The sequence below is a fragment of the Lactonifactor longoviformis DSM 17459 genome, assembly GCF_900129135.1.
GTDB classification, from domain to species: Bacteria; Bacillota; Clostridia; order Lachnospirales; family Lachnospiraceae; genus Lactonifactor; species Lactonifactor longoviformis.
Genome location: NZ_FQVI01000032.1, coordinates 1 through 21355 on the forward strand (window position 1 = coordinate 1; position 21355 = coordinate 21355).

Sequence of the window (21355 nt, forward strand, 5' to 3'; positions counted from 1 at the left end):
CAAGTCGGGAAGGGATAAACGCTGAAGGCATCTAAGCGTGAAGCCCCCCTCAAGATGAGATATCCCATTCTTTAGAAGAAGTAAGACCCCTTGAAGACGACGAGGTAGATAGGGCAGAGGTGGAAGTGCAGCAATGCATGGAGCTGACTGTTACTAATCGGTCGAGGGCTTGACCTGAACACTTAGGGAAAGCCAAAGGCAGTGAGGCGAGACGCAAGTTGAGCCGGAACTGGTAAGAGGCAAATCTAAGTACAACGGAAAAGTGTTGCAAAGTGGAAAAAAAAGATGTATAATCGTGTATGTGGTTTTGAAGGTATGGAAATACTTTTAATAAAGAGAAGTAATCCTCGATAGCTCAATGGTAGAGCATTCGGCTGTTAACCGAAGGGTTGTTGGTTCGAGCCCAACTCGGGGAGCTTTTTTACTGTAAAGAAACGAGAAGGCTCCATGGTCAAGCGGTTAAGACACCGCCCTTTCACGGCGGTAACAGGGGTTCAAATCCCCTTGGAGTCACTTTCAAAAAGTACTTGCATATTTTTGAAAATATGGTAATATAATATAATGTATGGCGCAGTAGCCAAGTGGTAAGGCAATGGTCTGCAACACCAGTATCCACCGGTTCAAATCCGGTCTGCGCCTCTTTAAAAGTACCGTAAAATCGGTGCTTTTTTAATTCTTGTTGCATTTCGTGTTGTATAAATGTATACAGTAAATCGTAAGTGCCTGTTATTCTCAGCCGTTGGATTATCCAGCGGCTGAATTTTTACTACATCTTTGTCGTTTGCGCTTTGCTGCGGCAGATTTCCGGCAGTGGCTCTGACCAGTAAAGAAGAAATATTGTCTATTGGCACCTCCCCATCGTCTAAGAATACTTTTAGAACGGTTATAGGGGAAATTTTGGGAAAAGGCTTTTGGGCGTTATGTTATTTCAGAAGCTTTTCTAAGAAATTATTTTAAGGCTACTACTTTAATTGCGATAGCGTTTTTTAGAGAGATTCGCACCACAACGGGGACAATGATTAGAAGTCCAGATACGGATACCATAGCGTTTTCCACATTCATGACAGAACCAGAAATTGTTTGTGGAGAAAACAGGGGCTGTCACGTTGAAGATAAAAATAAATAAAAGTGTAATACCAACCGGATCCTTATAGTAATGTCCTGCGATTGCAGCAATAAAAAGAACCGGGAGATATATACGTAACAGATTCAGCTCCCGTATAGTCAGGAATGCAGGCCCTGTTTTGTGCTCAACATATAAACCGCAGGCAAAGATAATGTCAAAGAAAAGTGTTAGAAGAATGTAGGTTCTTACTGGCAGGGGATCGGTAAAAGGAGAATTGAGGGCGGCTGCTACTATAGTCCATACAAGAATCTGCAATAAGGTAAAATAAATCAGCTTTCTTATTATTCCAATCATAGAACCGTCTCCTCACGTTAAATTTAGAGTAGTATAACAAAACCGCGTTAAATCTGTATAAAGAATGCTGGAAAAATTTGTAAAACAGAAGGGTGACAATGTAAAAGATAATTGCCTTTGTTTTGAATCACCACGCAGCTACCGCTTCTCCTCTTTTGTCTGGTTGGGGTTTTGCATTAAAAGGAGTGTATAAGGATAAGCTAAAAGAGGTTATCTTATATGGAGCTGTAGCGGGAGGTACGGTCTTTCGGCGTGACCAGAAACCGGCCTTGGACTTCCGAACAGCTGCAGTACGGAAGAGGAGTATGGCCGGCGTGCTCTTGAAACGCTAGAGAATGACAAGCTGCTGTTTGAGCAGTTTTTAATTATTTAAGAAAATCTGTTGCCCGGGGGCAGATAAAAAATTAAAGCAAAGGAAAAAATGTTATGAAAAGTAGCAGATGGAGAAGGATATCAGAGTCAACGAAAACCGTATGGAAATTACTCACATGGAATTGGACGGCGATTCTTTTGTTTGAAGTAATATATAAGATTTTACTTACTGTTATGGCTCAGTTTGGGGAGAGTATGATTATCTATGCCCTGGAGGCGGCAGATGTAAACTATCTTACAAACCAGAATATACTGGAGGTATTGAAACATCCCGTCTCCCTTATCTCCCTCCTGGCCTTTTTTATTCTGTTTATCTATGTTTCCTTTGTGGAGATAGCGGCAATCATTTTGTACTGTGATTGTGCCAGTGAGGGAAGGAAAACAGGGGTAAGGTGGCTTTTGCTTCACAGTCTCAAAAGGGCATTGGCTATCTTTCAGCCTAAGAATCTGGGGATGAGTATTGTAGTACTCCTTCTTATGCCTCTGACCGGGATTGTTTTTGTGTCAGGTCCTCTGGGCTCACTTAAGATACCAGGTTTCATTTTAGAGTTTATAAAAGGACAGCCGCTGCTTGGTTTCGCGTATTTTGGTATCACTTTGCTGTTCTTATTCTATTTCCTTCGATGGATTTTCAGTATTCCTGAATTTGTGTTACATCCGTGCAGCTTTAAGGAGGCCAGGATCAAAAGTGTAAAGCTGGGGAAAAGAAAAAGAATCAGAATCTTTTTGTTTGTTCTGATCGGAAGTTTATTTATCCATGTTATGGCCCTGGGGAGTAAAGCAATTTATGTTTTGTCACTTTTGTTTTGGACCAAATTTACTGCGGGCCCCGGGGAGGCAGAGTATGCATTCTGGTTCTATTATTATAGACAGTCTGCTGTGGGAACGATTCTTTTTGCGTCTGTACAGGCTGTTTTTCTTATTTCTGTAGTCATGGCAGCATACTATAAGTACCAGGGCATAACGATAGATACGGTAAAGAGAAAAGGTACCTGGAGGAAGAAAGCCTATAAGTGTTTGCAGGTGCTGGCCTCCTTTTTCTGTGTGACTCTGTACGCAGAAATGATATATCCTCTTCAAAATGATATATTTAAGAATGAGAATATACAGATTGTGGCACATAGGGCCGGAGCTGTATTTGCACCGGAGAATACATTGGCTGCCCTGAAAGAAGCGATCCGAAGCGGGGCAGACGCCGCGGAGATCGATGTCCAGCAAACAAAAGACGGCGTGCTTGTAGTGATGCATGATACAGATTTTAAGCGGATTGCGGGAGTATCACAGAAGATTTGGGATGTAACCTACGAAGAGTGCAGAAGATACGATATAGGAAAGCATTTAATGCAGGGCTTTGAAGGAGAGTATCTTCCCACACTGGAGGATATGTTAAAAGAGGCTGATGGTAAGATAAATCTAATGATAGAATTGAAGAGCAGCGGACATGAACAGAAATTAGAAGAGAAAACCGTGGAGTTAATCCGCAGATATCATTTTGAATCCCAGTGCACAGTTGCATCAATGGACTATTCCATCCTTGAACGTGTGAAGGAGCTGGATCCCCATCTTAAAACGGTGTATATTGCAGCGTTAGCCTATGGGGATATGACAGAACTGAACGCTGCAGATGCATTTAGCATTGAGGAAACTTTTATTACGCCCCAGCTGCTGGCACAGGCCTCTGTTCTGGACAAAGAAGTCTATGCATGGACAATTAACGATGAGAAAAGTATGAAGAGGATGATAAAAATGCAGGTAAACGGAATTATCACAGACAACACGTATTACACCTCTTATATACTGAACACAAAGGGACAAAGCGAGTGGGTAATGGATTTGGCAGAAAAGGTATTATGAATGTACCGGCTGAATGATTCCGTCAATTCCTGATACTCCAATTTCCAAGAGCGTTTTCTTAGTTGAGATAAAATTATCATCCATCAATGTTCCCCAGCTGTGGGCAAACTGAGCGGTATCTCTGTCAATGAGGCTGCGAAGCATTGACTGGGATAGGCTCTGCCAGCCGGGAACAGTTTCCGCCCCGGTCTCATCCAGCCGCAGGACACTTCCTTTCAGCAGCAAAATGGTAATCTGACGATATATTTCCTGAATAGAAGCAAGCGGACAGCAGTGAACTACAGCCTGCATACATGCGCTGATGACAGAGACCATAGATTTTTTTTCCTGAGGGATGGACAAAGCCTGCTGAATGGATAAAAGGTATGCTTCCGTGAAACTGGGAAAGCTGAATTTTATTACAGATTCACCCGTGACAGACAGGAATTGAAGGGCCTCCAGAAAGTCCCTCAGATTATCGTCAAAAGTCAGTGTCTTTAGTTTATAGGGAATACTGGAGTCTCCAGGAAAAATTACACGGGTGCCCACTCCATTGAGAGTCTTTGCTACACCCAGCTGATTGAGCAATTGCATGGTGCGGCGGATTGTAATAGGAGACACGTGATAGATATCTGCTAAAACGGAACCGTTGGGCAGCAAGGTTCCAATAGGGTATAGACCCTGATTGATTTTGCAGATCAGGTCGATGGCCACAATATCACAGTAGCGGGTTCTTCCTTTATGGGGTTCCCAGACAAAAGGCTCCTTTTCCCCCCGGAGCATGTGGGTATTCCTAAGGTATTGGCCAATCCTCTCAAAGAAAGCTGTACTTAGGGACTCCAGCTGCTGAATAAGCAGCCGGGGAGTCTTTTGGGAAGCGTTCTGTGCACACTGCAGGAGGGAGACGGCAGTTCTTTCTAACAGCAAGTCCGCCTCTTCCTTTCCATAAAGGGCATTCAGGATATCAAGGAAGGCGCTTTCTGTAAAGAAACCGATATCATAGTACAGACTTAATACCGTGCGGCTGCCCAGGGCGTGAAGATACTGATGAAAGGTTTTGTAAAGAAACTTCCCGTAATGAATTGGGCCGGGCTCCTGCCCAGCCTCTTTGGGGGAAGCAGAGGGCGCTATCGCATACATACCCTGCATACAGATAGCAGGGGAAATCAGATGGAGGCTTTTGCAGAGATCTTCCACGGCGGCTGCACGGTTCCGAAACACCGTGCTGTCAAGGTAATTCGCATATGGCTTTGCCAGGATAACCGTTGGTTTTCCCCGGCAAAGCCGGACAAGGCCATTTGTCTCAAGGCGCTTTAGTGCCCTCTGGGCCGGACAATAAGAGACTCCATATCCCAAAGCAATCTCTTTGGCAGATGGGAAGCGCTCCCCATGGTCAAAAAAGCCCAGCTGAATCTGTCCGGCAAGACTCCGGTAAATGGTTTGTTCCTGACTGTTGGAGTAAGACATATGTACATCCTTTCATTTCTCAGACAATTGGTAAAATAACTGTTGGAGGATTCATGGTTAACCGATCCATTTCTGCAGTACATGCATCAGCTGCTCTACATCAATAGGTTTTGCAATATGGTCATTCATTCCCACACTGCGCGCCTTGCCCACATCAGCCACGAAAGCGTTGGCAGTCAGGGCCAGAATGGGAATGGTATGTGCGTCCTTCCGCTTCATGGAGCGGATCGTTTTAGTGGCGGTATAGCCGTCCATCTCAGGCATCTGAATATCCATAAGTACGGCGGCATAGTAACCGGGGGGAGAAGTCCGGAAGGCATCTGCCGCATGGAGGCCGTTTTCCACCGCATCCACAGTTAATCCCCGCATCTCAAGCAGTTCAGTGGCAATCTCACGATTCAAATCATTATCCTCAGCAAGAAGAATATGCTTTCCGGGCAGTCCCGGATGGTTTACCTCTGCGGGGACATCAAGAGAATCCTGATGACTGGTGGAGAGGAATAGCTGCAGAACATGGAGCATTTTAGATTTAAAGAGAGGCTTGCTAATAAAGGCGTCTGCCCCTGCACGGACAAACTCATCTTCAATGTTGGAGTAGTCATAGGCGGAGATGATAATGATTGGGACATGATCCCCAAGCTGTTCTCTTATGGCTTTCAGGGTTTCCAGTCCATCCATCTTTGGCATCTGCCAATCCAGGATAACAGCAAAGTAATCATCCTGCCGGTCATGGGCACGGGCCACGCTCTCCACAGCTTCAAGGCCTGATAGTACCCAATATCCCCGCATGCCCAGCTCATTCAGAAGTGCTGTGGCATTCTCACAGACAACCTCATCGTCGTCTACTACCAGTACAGGGAGTCCTTCTAATTCTTTGTCGCAAACCTCTTCCTCATTGATCCACGCAAACTGAACGGAAACTGTAAACTGTGAGCCTTCCCCCGGCTGACTTTTGACATCGATAGAACCGTTCATCATCCTCACAATATTCTCTGTAATGGCCATGCCTAGTCCCGTTCCCTGAATCTTGCTGATGCGGGAATCCTCCGCTCTGGAGAAGGGCTCAAAGATATGAGGAATATAGTCGCTTTCCATACCAATCCCGTTATCCCGGATAATAAATTCAAACTGGGCTTTCTGTGGATTCAGGGAGGGAAGCTCGTTGATGAACAGACTAATCTTTCCTCCGTCTGGGGTATATTTAATAGCATTGGACAAAAGGTTCATGAAGACTTGCTGCAGGCGGTCGCCGTCCGCTATGATTTTTTCGTGGCGGACCTGTCCCACACTGATCTGGAATTCCAGCTGCTTTTCTGCAATGAGCGGTTTGCACATATCTGCTACATTTTGTGTAAGCTCCGGAAGATTAACCTCCTCCGGCATAAGATCAATTTTTCCGCTTTCTATTTTAGACATATCCAATACTTCGTTAATAAGACTGAGAAGATGGCGGCTGGAGACATTAATTTTATTCAGGCAGTCATGCACCTTTTCCGGTGAGCCGAGACTAGCCTGGGCAATGGCGGCCATTCCCATAATGGCGTTCATAGGAGTACGGATATCATGGGACATGGAAGACAGGAAATTGGTTTTTGCAGAACTGGCCACCTGTGCTGTACGGTAGGCATCTTCCAAAGCCCGGCGCTGGCGCTCCTGCTCTTCCCGTTCCCGGGTTACATCAATCCCTACCCGGTAGTAGGAGGGGATCCCATCCCAGCTGTCCTCCCCGCTTATGTAGCATAACGTCATGGTCAGAATTTTGATCTCTCCATGGTGAGAGATTACTCTGGCCTCTATCACTGCGCTTTCCCCTGTTTCACGAATCTTCTGCATAACCGCTGTTACACGGCTCTTATCCTCAGGGTGAATATAGGTGCACCGATAATGGAGTTCCTTTTCAAGCTGTTCTTTCGTGTAGCCAATCACCTGCAGAAATTCAGCCCCGTACCAGAGGATGGACTGGCAGTCTCTGGCGTCAATCCGTACAAAACCGCCGGGGATGGTTCTGAGAAGGGATTCCCTCTCCCTGTCCTTCTTGGCAAGTTTGTATTCCGTGCTGTACATATCATGAGACAGCTCGATACGGGCTCTGCGGCCTTTCCAGTTTACAATACGGTTTTTAATCATAAAGGTCCGTTGCAGCACAGGGTTATCAAATTCCCATCGGTAAAATGCATCTTCCTGCAGCCTGTCATTGGTACAAAAGGGACAGGGAGAGGTACGTCCCTGAATTACTTCGTAGCATTTCCTTCCCAATATGGATTCGCTGCGTGCCTGAAGCGTCTCACATGCAACAGTATTTACAAATAGAAGCTCGTAGGTATCCATATCGCTGATATAGACATTTCCAACATATTCATCCATCATCCATTCAAAATACCGGGTTTTCTCTTCCCGGGCCGAAATAATGTCATGGATATCCGTATATACGGCCAGAAGAACAGGATACTCATTGGAGGGGTCCCGGGTGATAGTGCCTGCCATGCGGACCCATCTGCTGTCATTGTCCTTTCGGGGCATCCGGCAGTCCAGGGTAAAAGTCTTCTCTCCGCTTTCGAGGGCAGCAAAAGCGGTGTCTTTTATTTTGCGAAATTCCTTGCGGTGTCTCTCATAGTATTGAGACAGACTTGGAAAGAGCGTCTGGTATTCGGATGCGGTATACCCCGTGCTCTGGTAAAAATATTCATTTGCACAAAGGAGGGTGAGTTCCTTATCTAATCTATATTTGCTGGCACTTATGCCAAGGGTGTCTGTAAAGGTGTCCCGGTAACCTTCCATAAAAGTTCTCCTTTGTTAATGATAAATGTATTTGATGGGGCCGTATTGCGGTAATCTAGATCATATTATATCTAATCAAACCTGTAAAAGCAATACAATCCTGTGATTTCTGCGGGCGGCCCGCCGGCGGCAGGAACACTGGAGTAACGGGTGATTTTTGCTTTTGTTTTGCATGCAAATATGATACTATTGTATTTATAAGCAGGTTCTGCGCCAGCGTGAGAACCTGCCCAGAGCATTTGCAAAAATGTGAGAGGGATAAGAGGATGGAAGAAAAAGCACCCAAGTATTATGTGATAAAAAAGGATATTATCAGGAAAATTGAGACGGAGGAGTATACTGCGGGGGAAACCATACCCAGCGAGCGGATCCTTATGGATTACTATCAGGTGAGCAGGATTACCATCCGCAAGGCCGTGGATGAACTGGTTATGGAGGGATATCTGTATAAGGTGCAGGGAAAAGGCACCTATGTAAAGACAGATGAGAACAGCCATGACTTATTTGCCATTACAAGCTGTACAGAGGATGTCAGGAAGATGGGGATGACCCCTACGAAACGAGTGATTGTATCTCAGATAGTGCCTGCAGACAGGAGCAGGGCGAAAGCACTGGGACTTCTTCCGGGGGAGGAAGTTTTCCGCCTTGGCAGGGTATTGTATGCCAGCGGGGAGCCGTTGAATTACACGGTGACAAATCTCCCGTATAAGCTTTTTCCCAGGATAGACCGGCATGATTTTGCGGCAGAGTCCCTGTACGAGACCCTGAACAGTGAGTACGGCTGTACGCTTACAAAGGCGAGAAGAACTCTGGAAGCTGTTTTGGCTACAGACGAGATCGCCGAGTATCTGGACATAGGGGTGGGTATGCCTCTCATTAAGTTTGGATGTACGACTTATGGAATGATGGACGGGGAGGAACTTCCGGTGGAACGTTTCCACTGTTATTACCGGACAGACAAATATAAATTCTATATTGATCAGATAGCATCAGAAAATAACGCTTAACGTAAAATAATGGAACAGACAGAACCAGTTTTCCAAAAGGCAGGGCCTTGGGAAACTGGTTCTGTTTTTCCCCTGAACCAATGGGGAACATGCTGCAAAATAAAAAAGATAAAATTTTTCTTGTAGAAATTTTATGGATAAAATTGTAGAAAATCACCAAAAAACTAAAATATCAGGGTAATCTATTGACAAAAACGGATAAAGGAGTAATATAAAAGCACAAGTGGTCATGACGACATAACGACATAATATGATGAGCTGAACAATACAAGAAAAAGGCAGGGAGAAGATGGAGGAAGAACACATACCCAAGTATTTCTCACTAAAAAGAGACATTATTCAAAAGATTGAAATGGAAGAATATGCAGGAGACTTGCCCATACCCAGTGAAAGGGAAATGATGGAGAGCTACCAGGTAAGCAGGATTACCGTGCGCAAGGCCATTGATGAACTGGTGAAAGAAGGATATTTATATAAGGTCCAGGGAAAAGGTACTTATGTAAAATCCGATGAGAACAGCCAGGATCTGTTTGCCATTACCAGCTGTACGGAAGACGTACTGCGGCTGGGACTCCAGCCCTCCAAGCGGTTAGTGACGGCAGAATACATACCTGCGGACAGCAAGAGGGCAAAGACGCTTCATATTACTACAGATGACCGGGTTTTCCGTATGGGCAGAATTCTGTACGCCCAGGGAGAACCGCTGAATTACACGGTCACTTATCTGCCGGAAAAGCTATTCTCCGGCATCGATCAATACGATTTTGTGAATGAATCTCTGTATCATGTCATTCCCCGCCAGTATGGGATACGCATAACCAAGGCCAGGAGAACCATAGAAGCAGTTCTTGCCAAGGACGAGATTGCGGAATATCTGGACATTGAGGAGGGAATGCCGATTATACTCTTCGGTTGTACAACCAGTGGCATTGTAAATGGGATGGAAGTTCCTATCGAGTACTTTAAGTGCTACTACAGGACAGATAAGTTTAAGTTTTCTATTAACCAGATAAGATAAAGGAGGAAGAAAGGATGAAAAAAGGAACAAAGAAATTTTTAGGAGGATTACTGGCTGCTGTGATGGCTGTAGGTATGCTTGCAGGCTGCGGAGGTGATTCCGGGAAGGAAGACGGAAAGGAAGCGGCAGCAGGGGGCAGCGATGTTAAGATGGCTATCGTATGCTCTAACTCCGGACAGAACGACAACGGGTATAACCAGTCAGCCTGCACAGAGGGAAAAGAGATTGCAAAGGAACTGGGGGCAGAGTGCAAGATTGTGGAACCGGTAAACGGGGTTCCGGCAGCTCTGGAAACTCTGGCAGAGGATGGTTATAATCTTATCTTTAGCCTGGAGTATGATTTTGATGCTTTAATCAAAGGCGTTGGAGGAGCGAAACCCATCGCAGAGCAGTATCCGGATACCTGGTTCGTGGTATTTAACGACAATCCCAACAGAGACGATAAAGGGGAAACAATCCATGACAATGTAATCTCTGTACTGTTTGATGTGCACGAAGCATCCTACCTGGCAGGATACCTGTCTGTGTATATGAATGAAAATATGGATAAGCTGTTCCCAGAAGGGTATTCTTTAACTCCGTTAGATCAGTCCAGAGGAATCGGATTCATCGGAGGAACAAACTCCAACGGTATTCTGTTTTACTCCTACGGATTTATCCAGGGAATCAACAAGGCAGCAGAGGAATTAAATGTAAACTATGATTATTATGCAAAATACGATGCAGGATTTACAGATCCCGCACTGGGAAGCACTGTGGCAGGAACATTCTATGAAAGCGGAGCCAATGTGGTTTTTGCAGATGCCGGCGTGGTAGGTGACGGAATCACTTCTAAGGCAAAGGAAGTAGGTAAGATTGCCATCCAGACAGATGCGAATCTGGACGATCAGCAGCCCGGACATGTATTAACCAGTGTGCTGAAGATCACAGGAGTGCCGGTAAAAACAATTACTCAGGCATTTGCAGACGGAAAGATTAATGAGATGGAAAAGGAACAGAGCTACAATCTTGCCTCCGGCGCGACAGGCATTACCGATTTGGCAGAAATGAGTAAGCATGTGGCAGATTCTGCTGCATGGGACGAGATAAAAGCTAAGACAGATGAAATCAGTAAGCAGATTCAGGACGGATCCATTGATGTTGTTAATAAGCAAATCGGAGAAGAATTCGATCCCGCAACCTGCCCTCATGTTACCATTAAAACAGAGTAGGAACAGCGGAAGAAGAGGGGCCTTTGAAATAAGGCCCCTGTCTGAAAAGGAGCAGATTCATGAGTATCATACAAACGGTTGATCTAACAAAGAAGTTCGATGCCTTTGTGGCAAATGATAAAATCAATATATCGGTAGAGCCCCAGGAGATCAAGTGTATTGTGGGTGAAAACGGCGCAGGAAAATCTACCCTTATGAACATGCTGTACGGTGCTCTGCGTCCAAGCAGCGGCAAGATTTTAATCGAGGGAAAAGAAGTAGTATTCAAAAGCCCCACAGACGCAATCAGGCATGGGATTGGTATGGTTCATCAGCACTTTAAATTGGTTCCAAGTCTTACCGTGTACGAGAATATACTTCTGGGCAGCGAGATTAATAAGACCTGGAAGGGAAGAAAGAGTCCTTTTATTGACCGGGACGCGGAGATTCAAAGAGTGAGAGATCTGATCGAACAGTACCACTTCCAAATTGATCCTCTGGAGAAGGTAGAGAATATCTCTGTGGGCCTGTGCCAGCAGGTGGAAATCCTCAAAATGCTGTACCGAAATGTCCGGATTCTGATCCTGGACGAGCCCACCGCGGTGCTAACACCCCAGGAGGTGGATCGCCTGATGGACAATCTGAAAGAGCTGCGGAATAATGGAAAGACAATTATCGTTATAACACATAAATTAAGAGAAGTTATGGAGCTCAGTGACAGTGTAACCGTAATCAAACAGGGGAAGGTAATCGGAAATGTGGCTACCTGTGAGACCAGTGAACAGGAACTGGCACAGATGATGGTGGGAAGGGATGTTGTTCTCACCGTAAGCAACGAGAACGGAACGCCATGCGGGTGTGAAGTGGCCTACAGTGTAAAAGATGTATGTACTGTTAACGGAGAACAAAAGGAGATTCTCCATGATATCTCCCTGGAAGTACACAAAGGTGAGATTCTTGGAATCGCAGGGGTGGAAGGCAACGGACAAAGTGAGCTGATTAAGGTTCTCACCGGACTGATGACCGTAACAAAGGGGAAGGTTACCCTGTGCGGCAGTGATGTGACCAACGCCTGGCCGGATGAACTGAGAAAAAAAGGACTCGGCATTATTCCGGAGGACCGTTATGCCCAGGGGCTGTGCAGGGATATGACAATACCTGAAAACTGCATTGCCGGTTATTTTGGAAATCATGAGGTGTGCAAGTCGGGGGTGCTGCATGGCAGAACCATACGAAGGCTTGCGGACTCTTACATAGAAAAATACGATATCCGTGTTGCGGATCCGGAGGGAGAGATCTCTCAGCTTTCCGGGGGAAATGCCCAGAAAGTAATTATTGCCAGAGAGCTGGAGAATCATCCAAAGGTTATGATTGCGTGCCAGCCTACCAGAGGGGTGGATATCGGGTCTATTGAGTTTATTCACAAACAGCTGCTGAAATTCAGAAATGAGGGATATTCTGTTCTGCTCATATCCAGTGAGCTCACGGAGATTATGAGCCTGTCTGACAGAATTGCCGTTATGTATAAGGGGGCAATCATCGGTGAGGCGGATCCCAGTGTACCTGTAGAAGAAATCGGCCTTTTAATGGCAGGAGCAAAAGTCAAGGAGAGAACCGCATGAAAAAATCAGAAAAAAAATTCAATATTTTTCCTAAAATAGTGAATACCTTGCTGCCGGTACTGCTGGCCTTTCTGATCGGCGCCATTATCATTGCAGCCATAGGGGAAAACCCTCTGACCGTATACCGGATCATGCTGGGGAAATCCCTGTTTACTGCCAAAGGGCTTTCTAACACCCTTCACTATGCATCTCCGCTGCTGCTGACAGGTCTGGCCATAGCCATTACCTTTAAGGCCAATATTTTCAATATGGGCGTGGAAGGACAGCTGCTGCTGGGCGGTTTTTTCTCAGGCCTTGTGGGAGCCTCCCTGCAGATCGGAAGCCCGGTTCTTCACAAAATTATCTGTATGGCGGTAGGAATGCTGTTCGGTGTATTATTTGCGCTGGTTCCGGCCCTCCTGAAGGCATTTTACCATGTGGATGAGATGGTAGTTACCCTGACATTGAATTATGCCATGATTAAGATTCTGGAGTACTTGTCCTCAGGTCCTTTCAGAGAAGACGGATCCGGATATGTATGTACGCCTACCATAAAGGAAACCGCTATGTTTTCCAGACTGGGGAACTCAAAACTGACATTATTCTTTTTCATCGCCCTTGGGGTCCTGATTCTGATGGCTTTTGTGATGAGAAAGACAAAGCTTGGATATGAAGTAACTGCAATCGGTAAAAACCCAGAATTCTCAGAAGCCACCGGCATGAGGGTGCGCAGAAAGATCATTGTCCTTATGTGTATCAGCGGTGCCCTTGCAGGTCTGGCCGGATCCGGACAGATGATGAGCGAGGCGTTTAAGTATACACTGACCTTCTCCGGGACCACCGGACTTGGATGGGACGGTATGCTCATTGCGCTTCTGGGACGCCATACTCCCGGAGGAATTCTGCTGGCGGCAGTTTTCTACAGCGGACTGAAAACAGGGGCGGATAATATTAATATGTATACCTCTGTGCCCAAGGAAATTGTGGGTGTCCTCCAGGGATTGATTATACTTTTCCTTGCAGTGCGGTTTTTTAATGAAAAATACGGATTTACCGAACGCTATAAAATGTGGAGAGAGAGCAGGAGGGTGACAGAATGAACTTCTTAGGAAATATTTTATATGATTCCGTATACCATGCCACACCTATATTGCTGTGTGTGCTGGGAGGTATCTTTGCCTACAAAGCCAATGTTCTGAATATTGCGCTGGAAGGTATGATGCTGGCAGGGGCATTTGTCTCCATGCTGGTCTCCTATCTCACAGGAAATATTGCCCTGGGATATCTTGCGGCTATTGCAGTCTGCCTCCTCATCGGCCTGATTTTCTCCTTTATGACGGTTACCTATAAAGGAAATGTTATTGTGGTAGGTCTGGCTATTAATATGGTGGTTCCGGCTATAGCCGGGTTTGTGCTCCAGTATATGGAGTCCGCCAATATTCGTCTTACCTGGAAGGATGTATCGGATTTTAAAATACATATTCCGGTGATCGATAAGATTCCCATTCTCGGAGACATCCTAAGCGGTCACACACCCATTACGTATCTCTCCTTTATAGGAATTTTCTTTATCTGGCTTCTGATGTACCGCACAAAATTCGGCATATATGTCCGGGTAGTGGGGGAAAATGAAGATGCAGCCAGGAATCTGGGACTGAATACGAATAAGTACCGCTACCTGGCAATTCTTCTGGGAGCATTCTGCTGTTCTCTGGCCGGGATCAACCTGGCGCTGGAGCGTATGGTGCTTTTTACAAACAATATGACCGCAGGCCGGGGCTTTATTGCCATCGCGGCAATCTACTGCGGCCAGGGAGATCCGGTGTCCAGCGCCCTTTATGCCATTGTATTCGGTGCGGCCAGAGCTCTGGCGGTTAATATGGGGCTTTACGCCGGTCCGGCTGCCGCCCTGTTTGATGTGATTCCTTATGTGGTCATGGGAATTGTGCTGACCATAGTGTCAATGCTCAAATACAGAAACCAAAAAGTCAGAGGATTCCATTAGAGGTTTGAAGGAAAGGATAAGGTATGTATAAGACAGCGCTGCTTATTGTAGATATGGTAAAGGATTTTACGGATCCTGAGGGATTGGTTTTCTACCCTCAGAACCGGGAGATTCTGCCCAGGATCAAAAGAGTTCTGGACAAATGCAGAGAAAAGGATGTGCTTGTAGTCTTTCTGCAGCACTGCAACAGAAAAGGAAAATTCGACCGGAAGGCTGCTTCCATGCGCCCCAACTGCATAGAAGGCAGCGGGGGAGAAGAGATTGACCCTATGCTTCCGGTTCAGGAGGAGACAGATTACGTAATCAAAAAGAGAAGATACAGTGGGTTCTTCGGTACGGACCTGGATCTGGTATTAAGAGAAAACGGGGTAAAAAATGTAATCGTTGTGGGAACAAAGACAAACTGCTGCATCCGGGCCACCATCACAGATGCCTTTTATCTGGACTATGACGGTTATGTGGTATCAGACTGTGTAGCTACCAACTCAGAGACAGTTAACCAGGTGCATCTGGAAGACATCAGCAAATATCTGGGGACTGTGGTGGACACAGAAGAGTTGTTTGGTCTGCTGGACAGCGGGAAATTATAAAGGGGGAAGAACATGAGACAGATTGATGTACTAACCAGCGGATATGTAAGCATGGACCATATCATAAAGATTGCCTCGCCGGCTAAGGTTGGATATACTTCCCTGGTCACCAACCGGAATAACGTAGATATCTTTTACGGGGGATGCTCCGTCAATATCGCTTACGGGCTGAGCCGTCTAGGACTCAATGGACTTCCGGTCCTGAGGGTCGGGGGAGATTATATAGAGAACGGGTTTAAAGCCTTTCTGGAACAGGGGGGCGTATCCACTGAGGGCATCCGGGTCATTGAAGAGGAAGCTACTTCCGTGTGCTATCTGCTTCAGGACAATCAAAATGATCACATAACTATTTTTTATCCGGGAGCCATGGACGAGAAGTACGCACAGCCTCTGGACGATGAATTATTTCAGAATACTCGTCTGGGTGTGATTACCGTCGCATCCAGGGCAGACAATGAAGAGTTCTACCGGCAGTGCGTCCGCCATCAGGTGCCTGTTGTCTTTGGAATGAAAGATGATTTTGACGCTTTTCCCCAGGAGTTTTTAAAGGTTCTGCTCACCGGGAGCAAGATAATATTTACCAACGAAGTGGAGCGCGGGATCATAGAGCAGATCTATGGGCTGGGGGATATCACAGAGCTTTTTTCCCTTGGAAGCGCCGAGATTATTGTGACTACCCTCGGAAAAGAGGGAAGTATCTGCTATCAGCGCACCTCTCAGGGAGTCGTAAAACATCGGATCGGGATTTGCAGGGCCGATGAGATTGCAGATGCAACGGGTTCCGGGGATGCCTACATCGCAGGCTTTCTCTATGGCTATCTCAAGGGCATGGAGCCGGCAGAGTGCTGCAGGCTGGGCAGTGTGCTCTCCTGGTTTGTTCTTCAGGCAGAGGGGTGCTGTACAAACATGCCAACAGAGGAAGCGCTGCTGGAAAAATACAGACAGCTGCTGAAAGAAAGCGGGAAGTGAGGAGAGAAAATATGAGCACATTATATCTAGGAGTGGATGCATCCACCGTGGCCAGATACGTCCTTTTTTCAGGGGATCCCTGGCGGGTGGAGGTTTTAAAGCAGTATCTGGACAATCCCAGGAAGGTTGCCTTTCAGAGAGAGTTCAATACCTATACAGGTACATACAAAGGAGTGGAGGTAACCGTAACTTCTACCGGAATCGGCGCCCCTTCAGCGGCCATTGCCCTTGAGGAAATGTATGAGGCAGGCATGGAGGTTGCGGTGCGCATGGGGACGGTTATGGGGCTTCAGGATGATCTCCTGGGAAAATTTATCATTCCCATAGCAGCCATGCGCAGGGAGGGAACCAGCTTATCCTATGTGGAAGAATCCTATCCTGCAGTGGCAGACGTAGATCTGGTGAATGTTATGAATGAGACAGTAAACCTGATGGGCGCGGAGTATGTCAATGGAATAAACTGCACCATGGACGGATTTTACAGCCAGATGCACGATTCCAGGTTCTCAAAGGAGAGCGGCCGGGATATGGCGGGTACCTTTGAAGAGCTCCGCAGACTGAGGGTTACAGGGATCGATATGGAATCTTCCTGCCTTTTGACACTGGGAAGATTGATGGGAGTCAAAACCTGCATTGTGACTATGACAACTGTACTGGAAAATCTGAAAGAAACCCTTCAGGGGCAGGCGAGAAAGGACGCAGAGGATCTTCTCTGCCGTACCGTGCTGGAGGGAATCTATCGATATGACGAAAGGAATAAGGACGGGAGGCTGTAATTATGAATAAGACAGGATTATTTACAACAGAGGCAAAGACAATTATCGGCATGGTACACTGCCTTCCTCTGCCGGGGACCCCGGGGTTTGACGGAGACTACCAGGGGATCATCCGCCGTGCAGTGGAGGATGCCGTTACCCTGGAAAAAGCCGGAGTAGACGCTGTAATTGTTGAGAACATGGGAGACACGCCTTTTAAGGCCATGCTGAATACCGCCCAGGTGGCTGCGCTGTCCGCTGCAGCAGCAGCGGTAAAGGACGCAATCCGCATTCCTGTGGGGATCGATGCGGCATTTAACGACTGCAAGGCTTCTCTGGCCATTGCCGGGATTACAGGGGCACAGTTTATCCGTGTTCCGGTATTTGTGGACACCGTATTGTTTACCGACGGGGTGATCACACCCTGCGCCAGAGAATGCGTGGAGTACAGAAAACAGCTGGGGCTGGAACACGTAAAGATTCTTGCGGATGTACAGGTAAAGCATGCCCATATGCTTCTTCCTCATATTACAGTGGAACAGTCTGCAAGGGAGGCTGAGGCAAACGGAGCGGACGGTATTATTGTGACGGGAAGTGAGATTGGTGTGGAAACCCCTATCGATATGATAGCAAGAGTAAAAAAAGTAGTGCATCTTCCGGTATTTGCGGGGAGCGGTGTAAAGGCTTCGAATATTGGAGAACAGATGCATGTGGCAGACGGGGGTATCATAGGGTCCAGCCTGAAAAAGGATGGAATTCTGACGAATCCCATTGACTATGAACTGGTCCGTGAAGTTATGCAGGGAATGGAAGAATAAAAGAGGAGGCAAAAAGTTATGATGAGACCTATGAAACTGGCAGGCAGCCAGCTGTTATTTGGAAAGGGCTGCCTGGAACATATAAAATCTCTGAATTATAAAAGAGTAGTAATTGTTCTGGGAGGATCCAGCATGGAAAAAAGCGGCATGCTGGATAAAGTAAGGGATATGTTTAAGAGCAGCGACGCAGAGGTTGCGGTAATCGAGGGTGTGGAGCCGGATCCCTCCTTTGCCACTGTAAAGCGCGGCGCAGAGGAGATGCTTGCGTTCCAGCCCGACTTAATTGTGGCACTTGGCGGAGGATCTGTCATGGACGCCGGCAAAACGATGTGGATCTACTATGAACATCCGGAACTAGAGACACTGGAAGATGTATTACAGGCCGTGCCGTTTCCAAAGCTGAGAGAGAAAGCACACTTCTGCTGCATACCATCCACAGCGGGAACTGCCAGCGAAGTATCCCGGTCAGTGGTCATCTCTGACACAGAGACAGGAATGAAGCATGGCATCGGCAATATGGAGATGATGCCTGACATTGCTATCTGTGACCCGGAGGTAACCCTGTCAATGCCTGCACGCATTACCGCAGAGACTGGAATGGACGCACTGACACATGCCATAGAGGCACTGGTTTCCACAAGGGCAAACTATATTGGCGACACTCTGGCCCTGCAGGCTGCCCTGGATATTATTGAGTATCTGCCCCAGGCATATGAAAACGGCGGAGATCTGGAGATAAGGGAAAAGATGCTGAATGCTTCCATGGCTGCCGGTCTTGCCTTTACAAATGTCTCCCTTGGAATTGTTCACTCTATGGCACATACGCTGGGAGGATATTTCCACGTACCTCATGGACTGGGGGATGCCATGCTTCTTCCCTATATTATAGAGTTTAACAGTCAGGATGAGAGAGCGGCTGAGATTTATCGTTCCCTGGCCAAAAAGGCAGGGGGAGAGGATCTGGCAGCAATGATCCGGGAGCTGAACGAAAAATTACATATTCCGGCATCTTTTCAGGAGATTATTAAAGAAGAAGAAAAATATAATGAGCTTTTAGAGGAAATGGCAAAGGCAGCGAAAGCTGACGGCTGTACAAAAACCAATCCCGTTATACCGGAGTTGGATCAGTTTAAAGCATTATTCCAGAAAGCATATAAAGGAGAATAAATCATGGAAATCATATGTTATTTATCCAACGGCTATCCCACAATTGAGAGCAGCTATGAGATGGCGATCGAATACGCCGATGCAGGGTGCACAATGATAGAGATTGACTTTCCCTCCAGAGATCCATACCTGGAAGGAGAATACATTGCAGGAAGAATGGCAAAGGCGCTGGAAGCCTGTGATGATTACGACAAATACATGGAGAGCATGGTGGCAGTGAAAAAAAGACTCCCGGATATTAAGCTGCTGGTTCTGGCCTATGAGAATACCGTGGAGGAGATAGGCACGGAACGATTTATCAGCTTCTGCCTGGAGAATGATTTTAAAGATATTCTTCTGGTCGGACTGAAGGACAATCGGATCAAAGACCAGATCATTGCCGCAGGGTTAAGAGTATCCTGCTACGTGCAGTATCAGATGCTGCCTGAGGAAATCGAGATGGCAAAACAGTCTAATGGTTTCGTCTATATGCAGGCAAAGCCAACCAAAGAGGTGAATCCCCAGTACCCGGATTTAAAATCCTGTATTGCCCATCTGCGCGCCTGCGGAATCGAACGTCCCATCTACTGCGGCGTGGGTGTGCATGCGCCGGAGGATGTGCGTATGGTGAAGGAAGCCGGAGGTGACGCGGCATTTGTGGGAAGCACCATCCTAAAACTTCATGAAGATATTCCTGCAATGAAAGAAATGATAAAAAAATTTGCAGAACAATGCTGAGGAGGTAAGAAGAGATTGGGAAAAGCAGACAGCTATAAAGCACAGAGCATTTCTATTATTACTCTGGGGGTAGAGGACGTAGAGCGCTCAGTAAAGTTTTATGAGGCACTTGGATGGGAATTATCGCCGGATTCGGATCCCGGGATGTGTACCTTTATGGTTACAAGCAACATTGCCATAGGCCTTGTGCCCTATGACTTTCTGGCAAATGATGCCCTTCTTCCCGTGAGTCCCAAGCAGGAGTACCACGGATTTACACTGGCACTCAACGGCGCCAGCCCGGAGGAAGTTGATGCACTGTTTGGCCGGGCGGTAGAAGCAGGCGGAAAAAGCCATCAGGTGCCTCAGTGGAAGGACTGGGGAGGATATGAGGGGTATTCGGGGTATTTTCTGGATCCTGACGGGTATCCCTGGGAAGTGGCATATGCTCCGTTTCTAAAGTTATCTCCGGATAACAGGCTGCTGCCGAATGTAAAAGAAAAGTAGAAAAAAGACACTGCCGGATTTCCTCCGGCAGTGTCTTTTATCCGCAGCTATAACCTGCTGATGGGCTGAAGGATTGAAAGCATATAGGACCTTTCAGGTGAGGAGTGCAGCCTGCAAAAGCATATAGTTATCCCACGGATAGGGGCATAGGTATATTATAAAGGAATATTCGTTATTTAAATAGTGATGAGGTGTCAAAAAATAGCATAAAATGACGAAATTGCGGCTATAATCTCTACAATTGTTGCGATATTTGATATAATCTTTTTCATAAGGATGGAGAGGAGCCGTAAAAAATGAATACAATTGACAATATTAGGTTTTACTTTTTGTCCATTCATAAGTTTGTATTCAGCAGGGAGTGGATTGGTTCCCGGCGTATGATACCCTACAGCATGTTCTGGTATGTTGAGGATGGAGAGGCGGAGCTTCGCATAAATAAAGAAAAAGTAAAGGTCTATAAAGATCAGATTGTATATATCCCCAGAGGGTGCAGATTCAGCTACAGTGCTGCAAGCAGCAAATTTTCTATCATTGATATACGTTTTATGACTTCTGTATATTATGAAGGGGGCGACGTGCTGGAAGACTACTTTGGGATCCGCAGGGTGACAGACAGTGAGAATGAAAAACTGTATTTTTCGCATATCTATAATTGGAGCAATAAAGAATCGCATACAAACATTTTTTTCATCAAAGGTTATATGAATCTGCTGATTGCCAGCCTGTGCTCTCACAACCCGGACGGGCCGGCGGACAGGGACATTGGCAGAATCTCTGCTAATATCAATGACGGCCTTATAAAGAACTATGACAACGTGGATACGAGGATTCGGTCGGTGCTTGACTATATCGCCGTCCACCCTTCCGAGAGATATACACTGGAAAGCATGGCGGAGATTGCAAGATTAAGCAAGTCCAGGTTCCGTCAGCTGTTTAAAGATCAGCTGGGAAAGTCTCCCAAACAGTATCTGAGGGAGATCAGAATGATTATGGCTGCCCGGCTTCTTCTGGAGACAGATGATTACATCAGCGGAATCGGGTATCAGGTGGGATACGAAGATCCCAATTATTTTGCCCGCGAGTTTAAGCTTTCTTTTGGCATTACACCAAAAAAATACAGAGAAATGAAAGAAATCGTAATATGAAATGTCTGCTCTTG

Annotated in this window: 18 protein-coding genes, 3 tRNA genes and 1 rRNA gene; 19 read left to right on the forward strand and 3 right to left on the reverse strand. The window is 46.4% G+C overall.

The genetic code is table 11. From position 1 onward, the window contains the following. The 4 genes from BUA56_RS19405 to BUA56_RS19420 all read left to right on the forward strand — a co-directional run. Positions 1-177, forward strand: a 23S ribosomal RNA gene (locus tag BUA56_RS19405); the annotation flags it as partial. Positions 178-344: 167 nt separating this feature from the next. Further along, positions 345-416 (forward strand) — tRNA-Asn (locus tag BUA56_RS19410). 25 nt (positions 417-441) lie between these two features. After that, a tRNA-Glu gene (locus BUA56_RS19415) sits at positions 442-513 on the forward strand. 54 nt (positions 514-567) lie between these two features. Beyond that, a tRNA-Cys gene (locus tag BUA56_RS19420) sits at positions 568-639 on the forward strand. A gap of 328 nt (positions 640-967) precedes the next feature. Here BUA56_RS19420 and BUA56_RS19425 read toward each other — a convergent pair. Then, positions 968-1420 carry a hypothetical protein gene (locus BUA56_RS19425; RefSeq protein ID WP_072854440.1) on the reverse strand — a complete coding sequence of 151 codons (453 nt, stop codon included), beginning with the start codon at positions 1418-1420 and terminating at the stop codon, positions 968-970. A gap of 426 nt (positions 1421-1846) precedes the next feature. Between BUA56_RS19425 and BUA56_RS19430 the strand changes: the two genes are divergently transcribed. Further along, a complete protein-coding gene (locus BUA56_RS19430; RefSeq protein ID WP_072854441.1) occupies positions 1847-3646 on the forward strand; it encodes a glycerophosphodiester phosphodiesterase in 1800 nt (599 codons plus the stop codon). On the opposite strand, the gene BUA56_RS19435 is transcribed toward BUA56_RS19430, so the two are convergent. Further along, a complete protein-coding gene (locus BUA56_RS19435) occupies positions 3641-5092 on the reverse strand; it encodes a GntR family transcriptional regulator (RefSeq protein WP_072854442.1) in 1452 nt (483 codons plus the stop codon). The genes BUA56_RS19430 and BUA56_RS19435 overlap by 6 nt on opposite strands. Before the next feature lie 57 nt (positions 5093-5149). Continuing rightward, the gene (locus BUA56_RS19440; RefSeq protein WP_072854443.1) at positions 5150-7870 is read right to left on the reverse strand and encodes a hybrid sensor histidine kinase/response regulator; all 2721 of its coding nucleotides are present in this window, start codon (positions 7868-7870) and stop codon (positions 5150-5152) included. 266 nt (positions 7871-8136) lie between these two features. On the opposite strand from BUA56_RS19440, the gene BUA56_RS19445 reads away from it, so the two are divergent. From BUA56_RS19445 to BUA56_RS19510, 14 genes are all read left to right on the forward strand, one after another. Further along, on the forward strand, positions 8137-8877 hold the full coding sequence (locus BUA56_RS19445) for a GntR family transcriptional regulator (protein WP_072854444.1): 741 nt from the start codon (positions 8137-8139) through the stop codon (positions 8875-8877). Between the two features lie 289 nt (positions 8878-9166). Next, a complete protein-coding gene (locus BUA56_RS19450) occupies positions 9167-9895 on the forward strand; it encodes a GntR family transcriptional regulator (RefSeq protein ID WP_072854445.1) in 729 nt (242 codons plus the stop codon). Between the two features lie 14 nt (positions 9896-9909). Next, a complete protein-coding gene (locus BUA56_RS19455; protein ID WP_072854446.1) occupies positions 9910-11106 on the forward strand; it encodes a BMP family lipoprotein in 1197 nt (398 codons plus the stop codon). Positions 11107-11165: 59 nt separating this feature from the next. Then, positions 11166-12707, forward strand: a complete 1542-nt coding sequence (locus tag BUA56_RS19460; protein WP_072854447.1) for an ABC transporter ATP-binding protein — start codon at positions 11166-11168, stop codon at positions 12705-12707. Then, positions 12704-13786: an ABC transporter permease gene (locus BUA56_RS19465; protein WP_072854448.1), complete on the forward strand. Its 1083-nt coding sequence runs from the start codon at positions 12704-12706 to the stop codon at positions 13784-13786. The genes BUA56_RS19460 and BUA56_RS19465 overlap by 4 nt, the downstream gene beginning before the upstream one ends. Then, positions 13783-14691, forward strand: coding sequence for an ABC transporter permease (locus BUA56_RS19470; protein WP_072854449.1), 909 nt, complete (start codon positions 13783-13785; stop codon positions 14689-14691). Before BUA56_RS19465 ends, BUA56_RS19470 begins: the two co-directional genes overlap by 4 nt. A 23-nt stretch (positions 14692-14714) precedes the next feature. After that, positions 14715-15281, forward strand: coding sequence for a cysteine hydrolase family protein (locus BUA56_RS19475; protein ID WP_072854450.1), 567 nt, complete (start codon positions 14715-14717; stop codon positions 15279-15281). A 12-nt stretch (positions 15282-15293) separates the two neighbouring features. Continuing rightward, the gene (locus tag BUA56_RS19480; RefSeq protein ID WP_072854451.1) at positions 15294-16250 is read left to right on the forward strand and encodes a carbohydrate kinase family protein; all 957 of its coding nucleotides are present in this window, start codon (positions 15294-15296) and stop codon (positions 16248-16250) included. An 11-nt stretch (positions 16251-16261) separates the two neighbouring features. Then, positions 16262-17026, forward strand: coding sequence for a nucleoside phosphorylase (locus BUA56_RS19485; RefSeq protein ID WP_072854452.1), 765 nt, complete (start codon positions 16262-16264; stop codon positions 17024-17026). A gap of 2 nt (positions 17027-17028) precedes the next feature. Beyond that, positions 17029-17823 carry a BtpA family protein gene (locus BUA56_RS19490; protein ID WP_072854453.1) on the forward strand — a complete coding sequence of 265 codons (795 nt, stop codon included), beginning with the start codon at positions 17029-17031 and terminating at the stop codon, positions 17821-17823. 18 nt (positions 17824-17841) lie between these two features. Beyond that, on the forward strand, positions 17842-18990 hold the full coding sequence (locus BUA56_RS19495; RefSeq protein ID WP_072854454.1) for an iron-containing alcohol dehydrogenase: 1149 nt from the start codon (positions 17842-17844) through the stop codon (positions 18988-18990). A gap of 3 nt (positions 18991-18993) precedes the next feature. Continuing rightward, positions 18994-19707, forward strand: coding sequence for a tryptophan synthase subunit alpha (locus tag BUA56_RS19500; protein WP_072854455.1), 714 nt, complete (start codon positions 18994-18996; stop codon positions 19705-19707). A 15-nt stretch (positions 19708-19722) separates the two neighbouring features. Further along, positions 19723-20193, forward strand: a complete 471-nt coding sequence (locus BUA56_RS19505; RefSeq protein WP_207650954.1) for a VOC family protein — start codon at positions 19723-19725, stop codon at positions 20191-20193. A 296-nt stretch (positions 20194-20489) separates the two neighbouring features. After that, on the forward strand, positions 20490-21341 hold the full coding sequence (locus BUA56_RS19510; RefSeq protein WP_072854456.1) for an AraC family transcriptional regulator: 852 nt from the start codon (positions 20490-20492) through the stop codon (positions 21339-21341). The last annotated feature ends 14 nt before the right edge of the window (positions 21342-21355 follow it).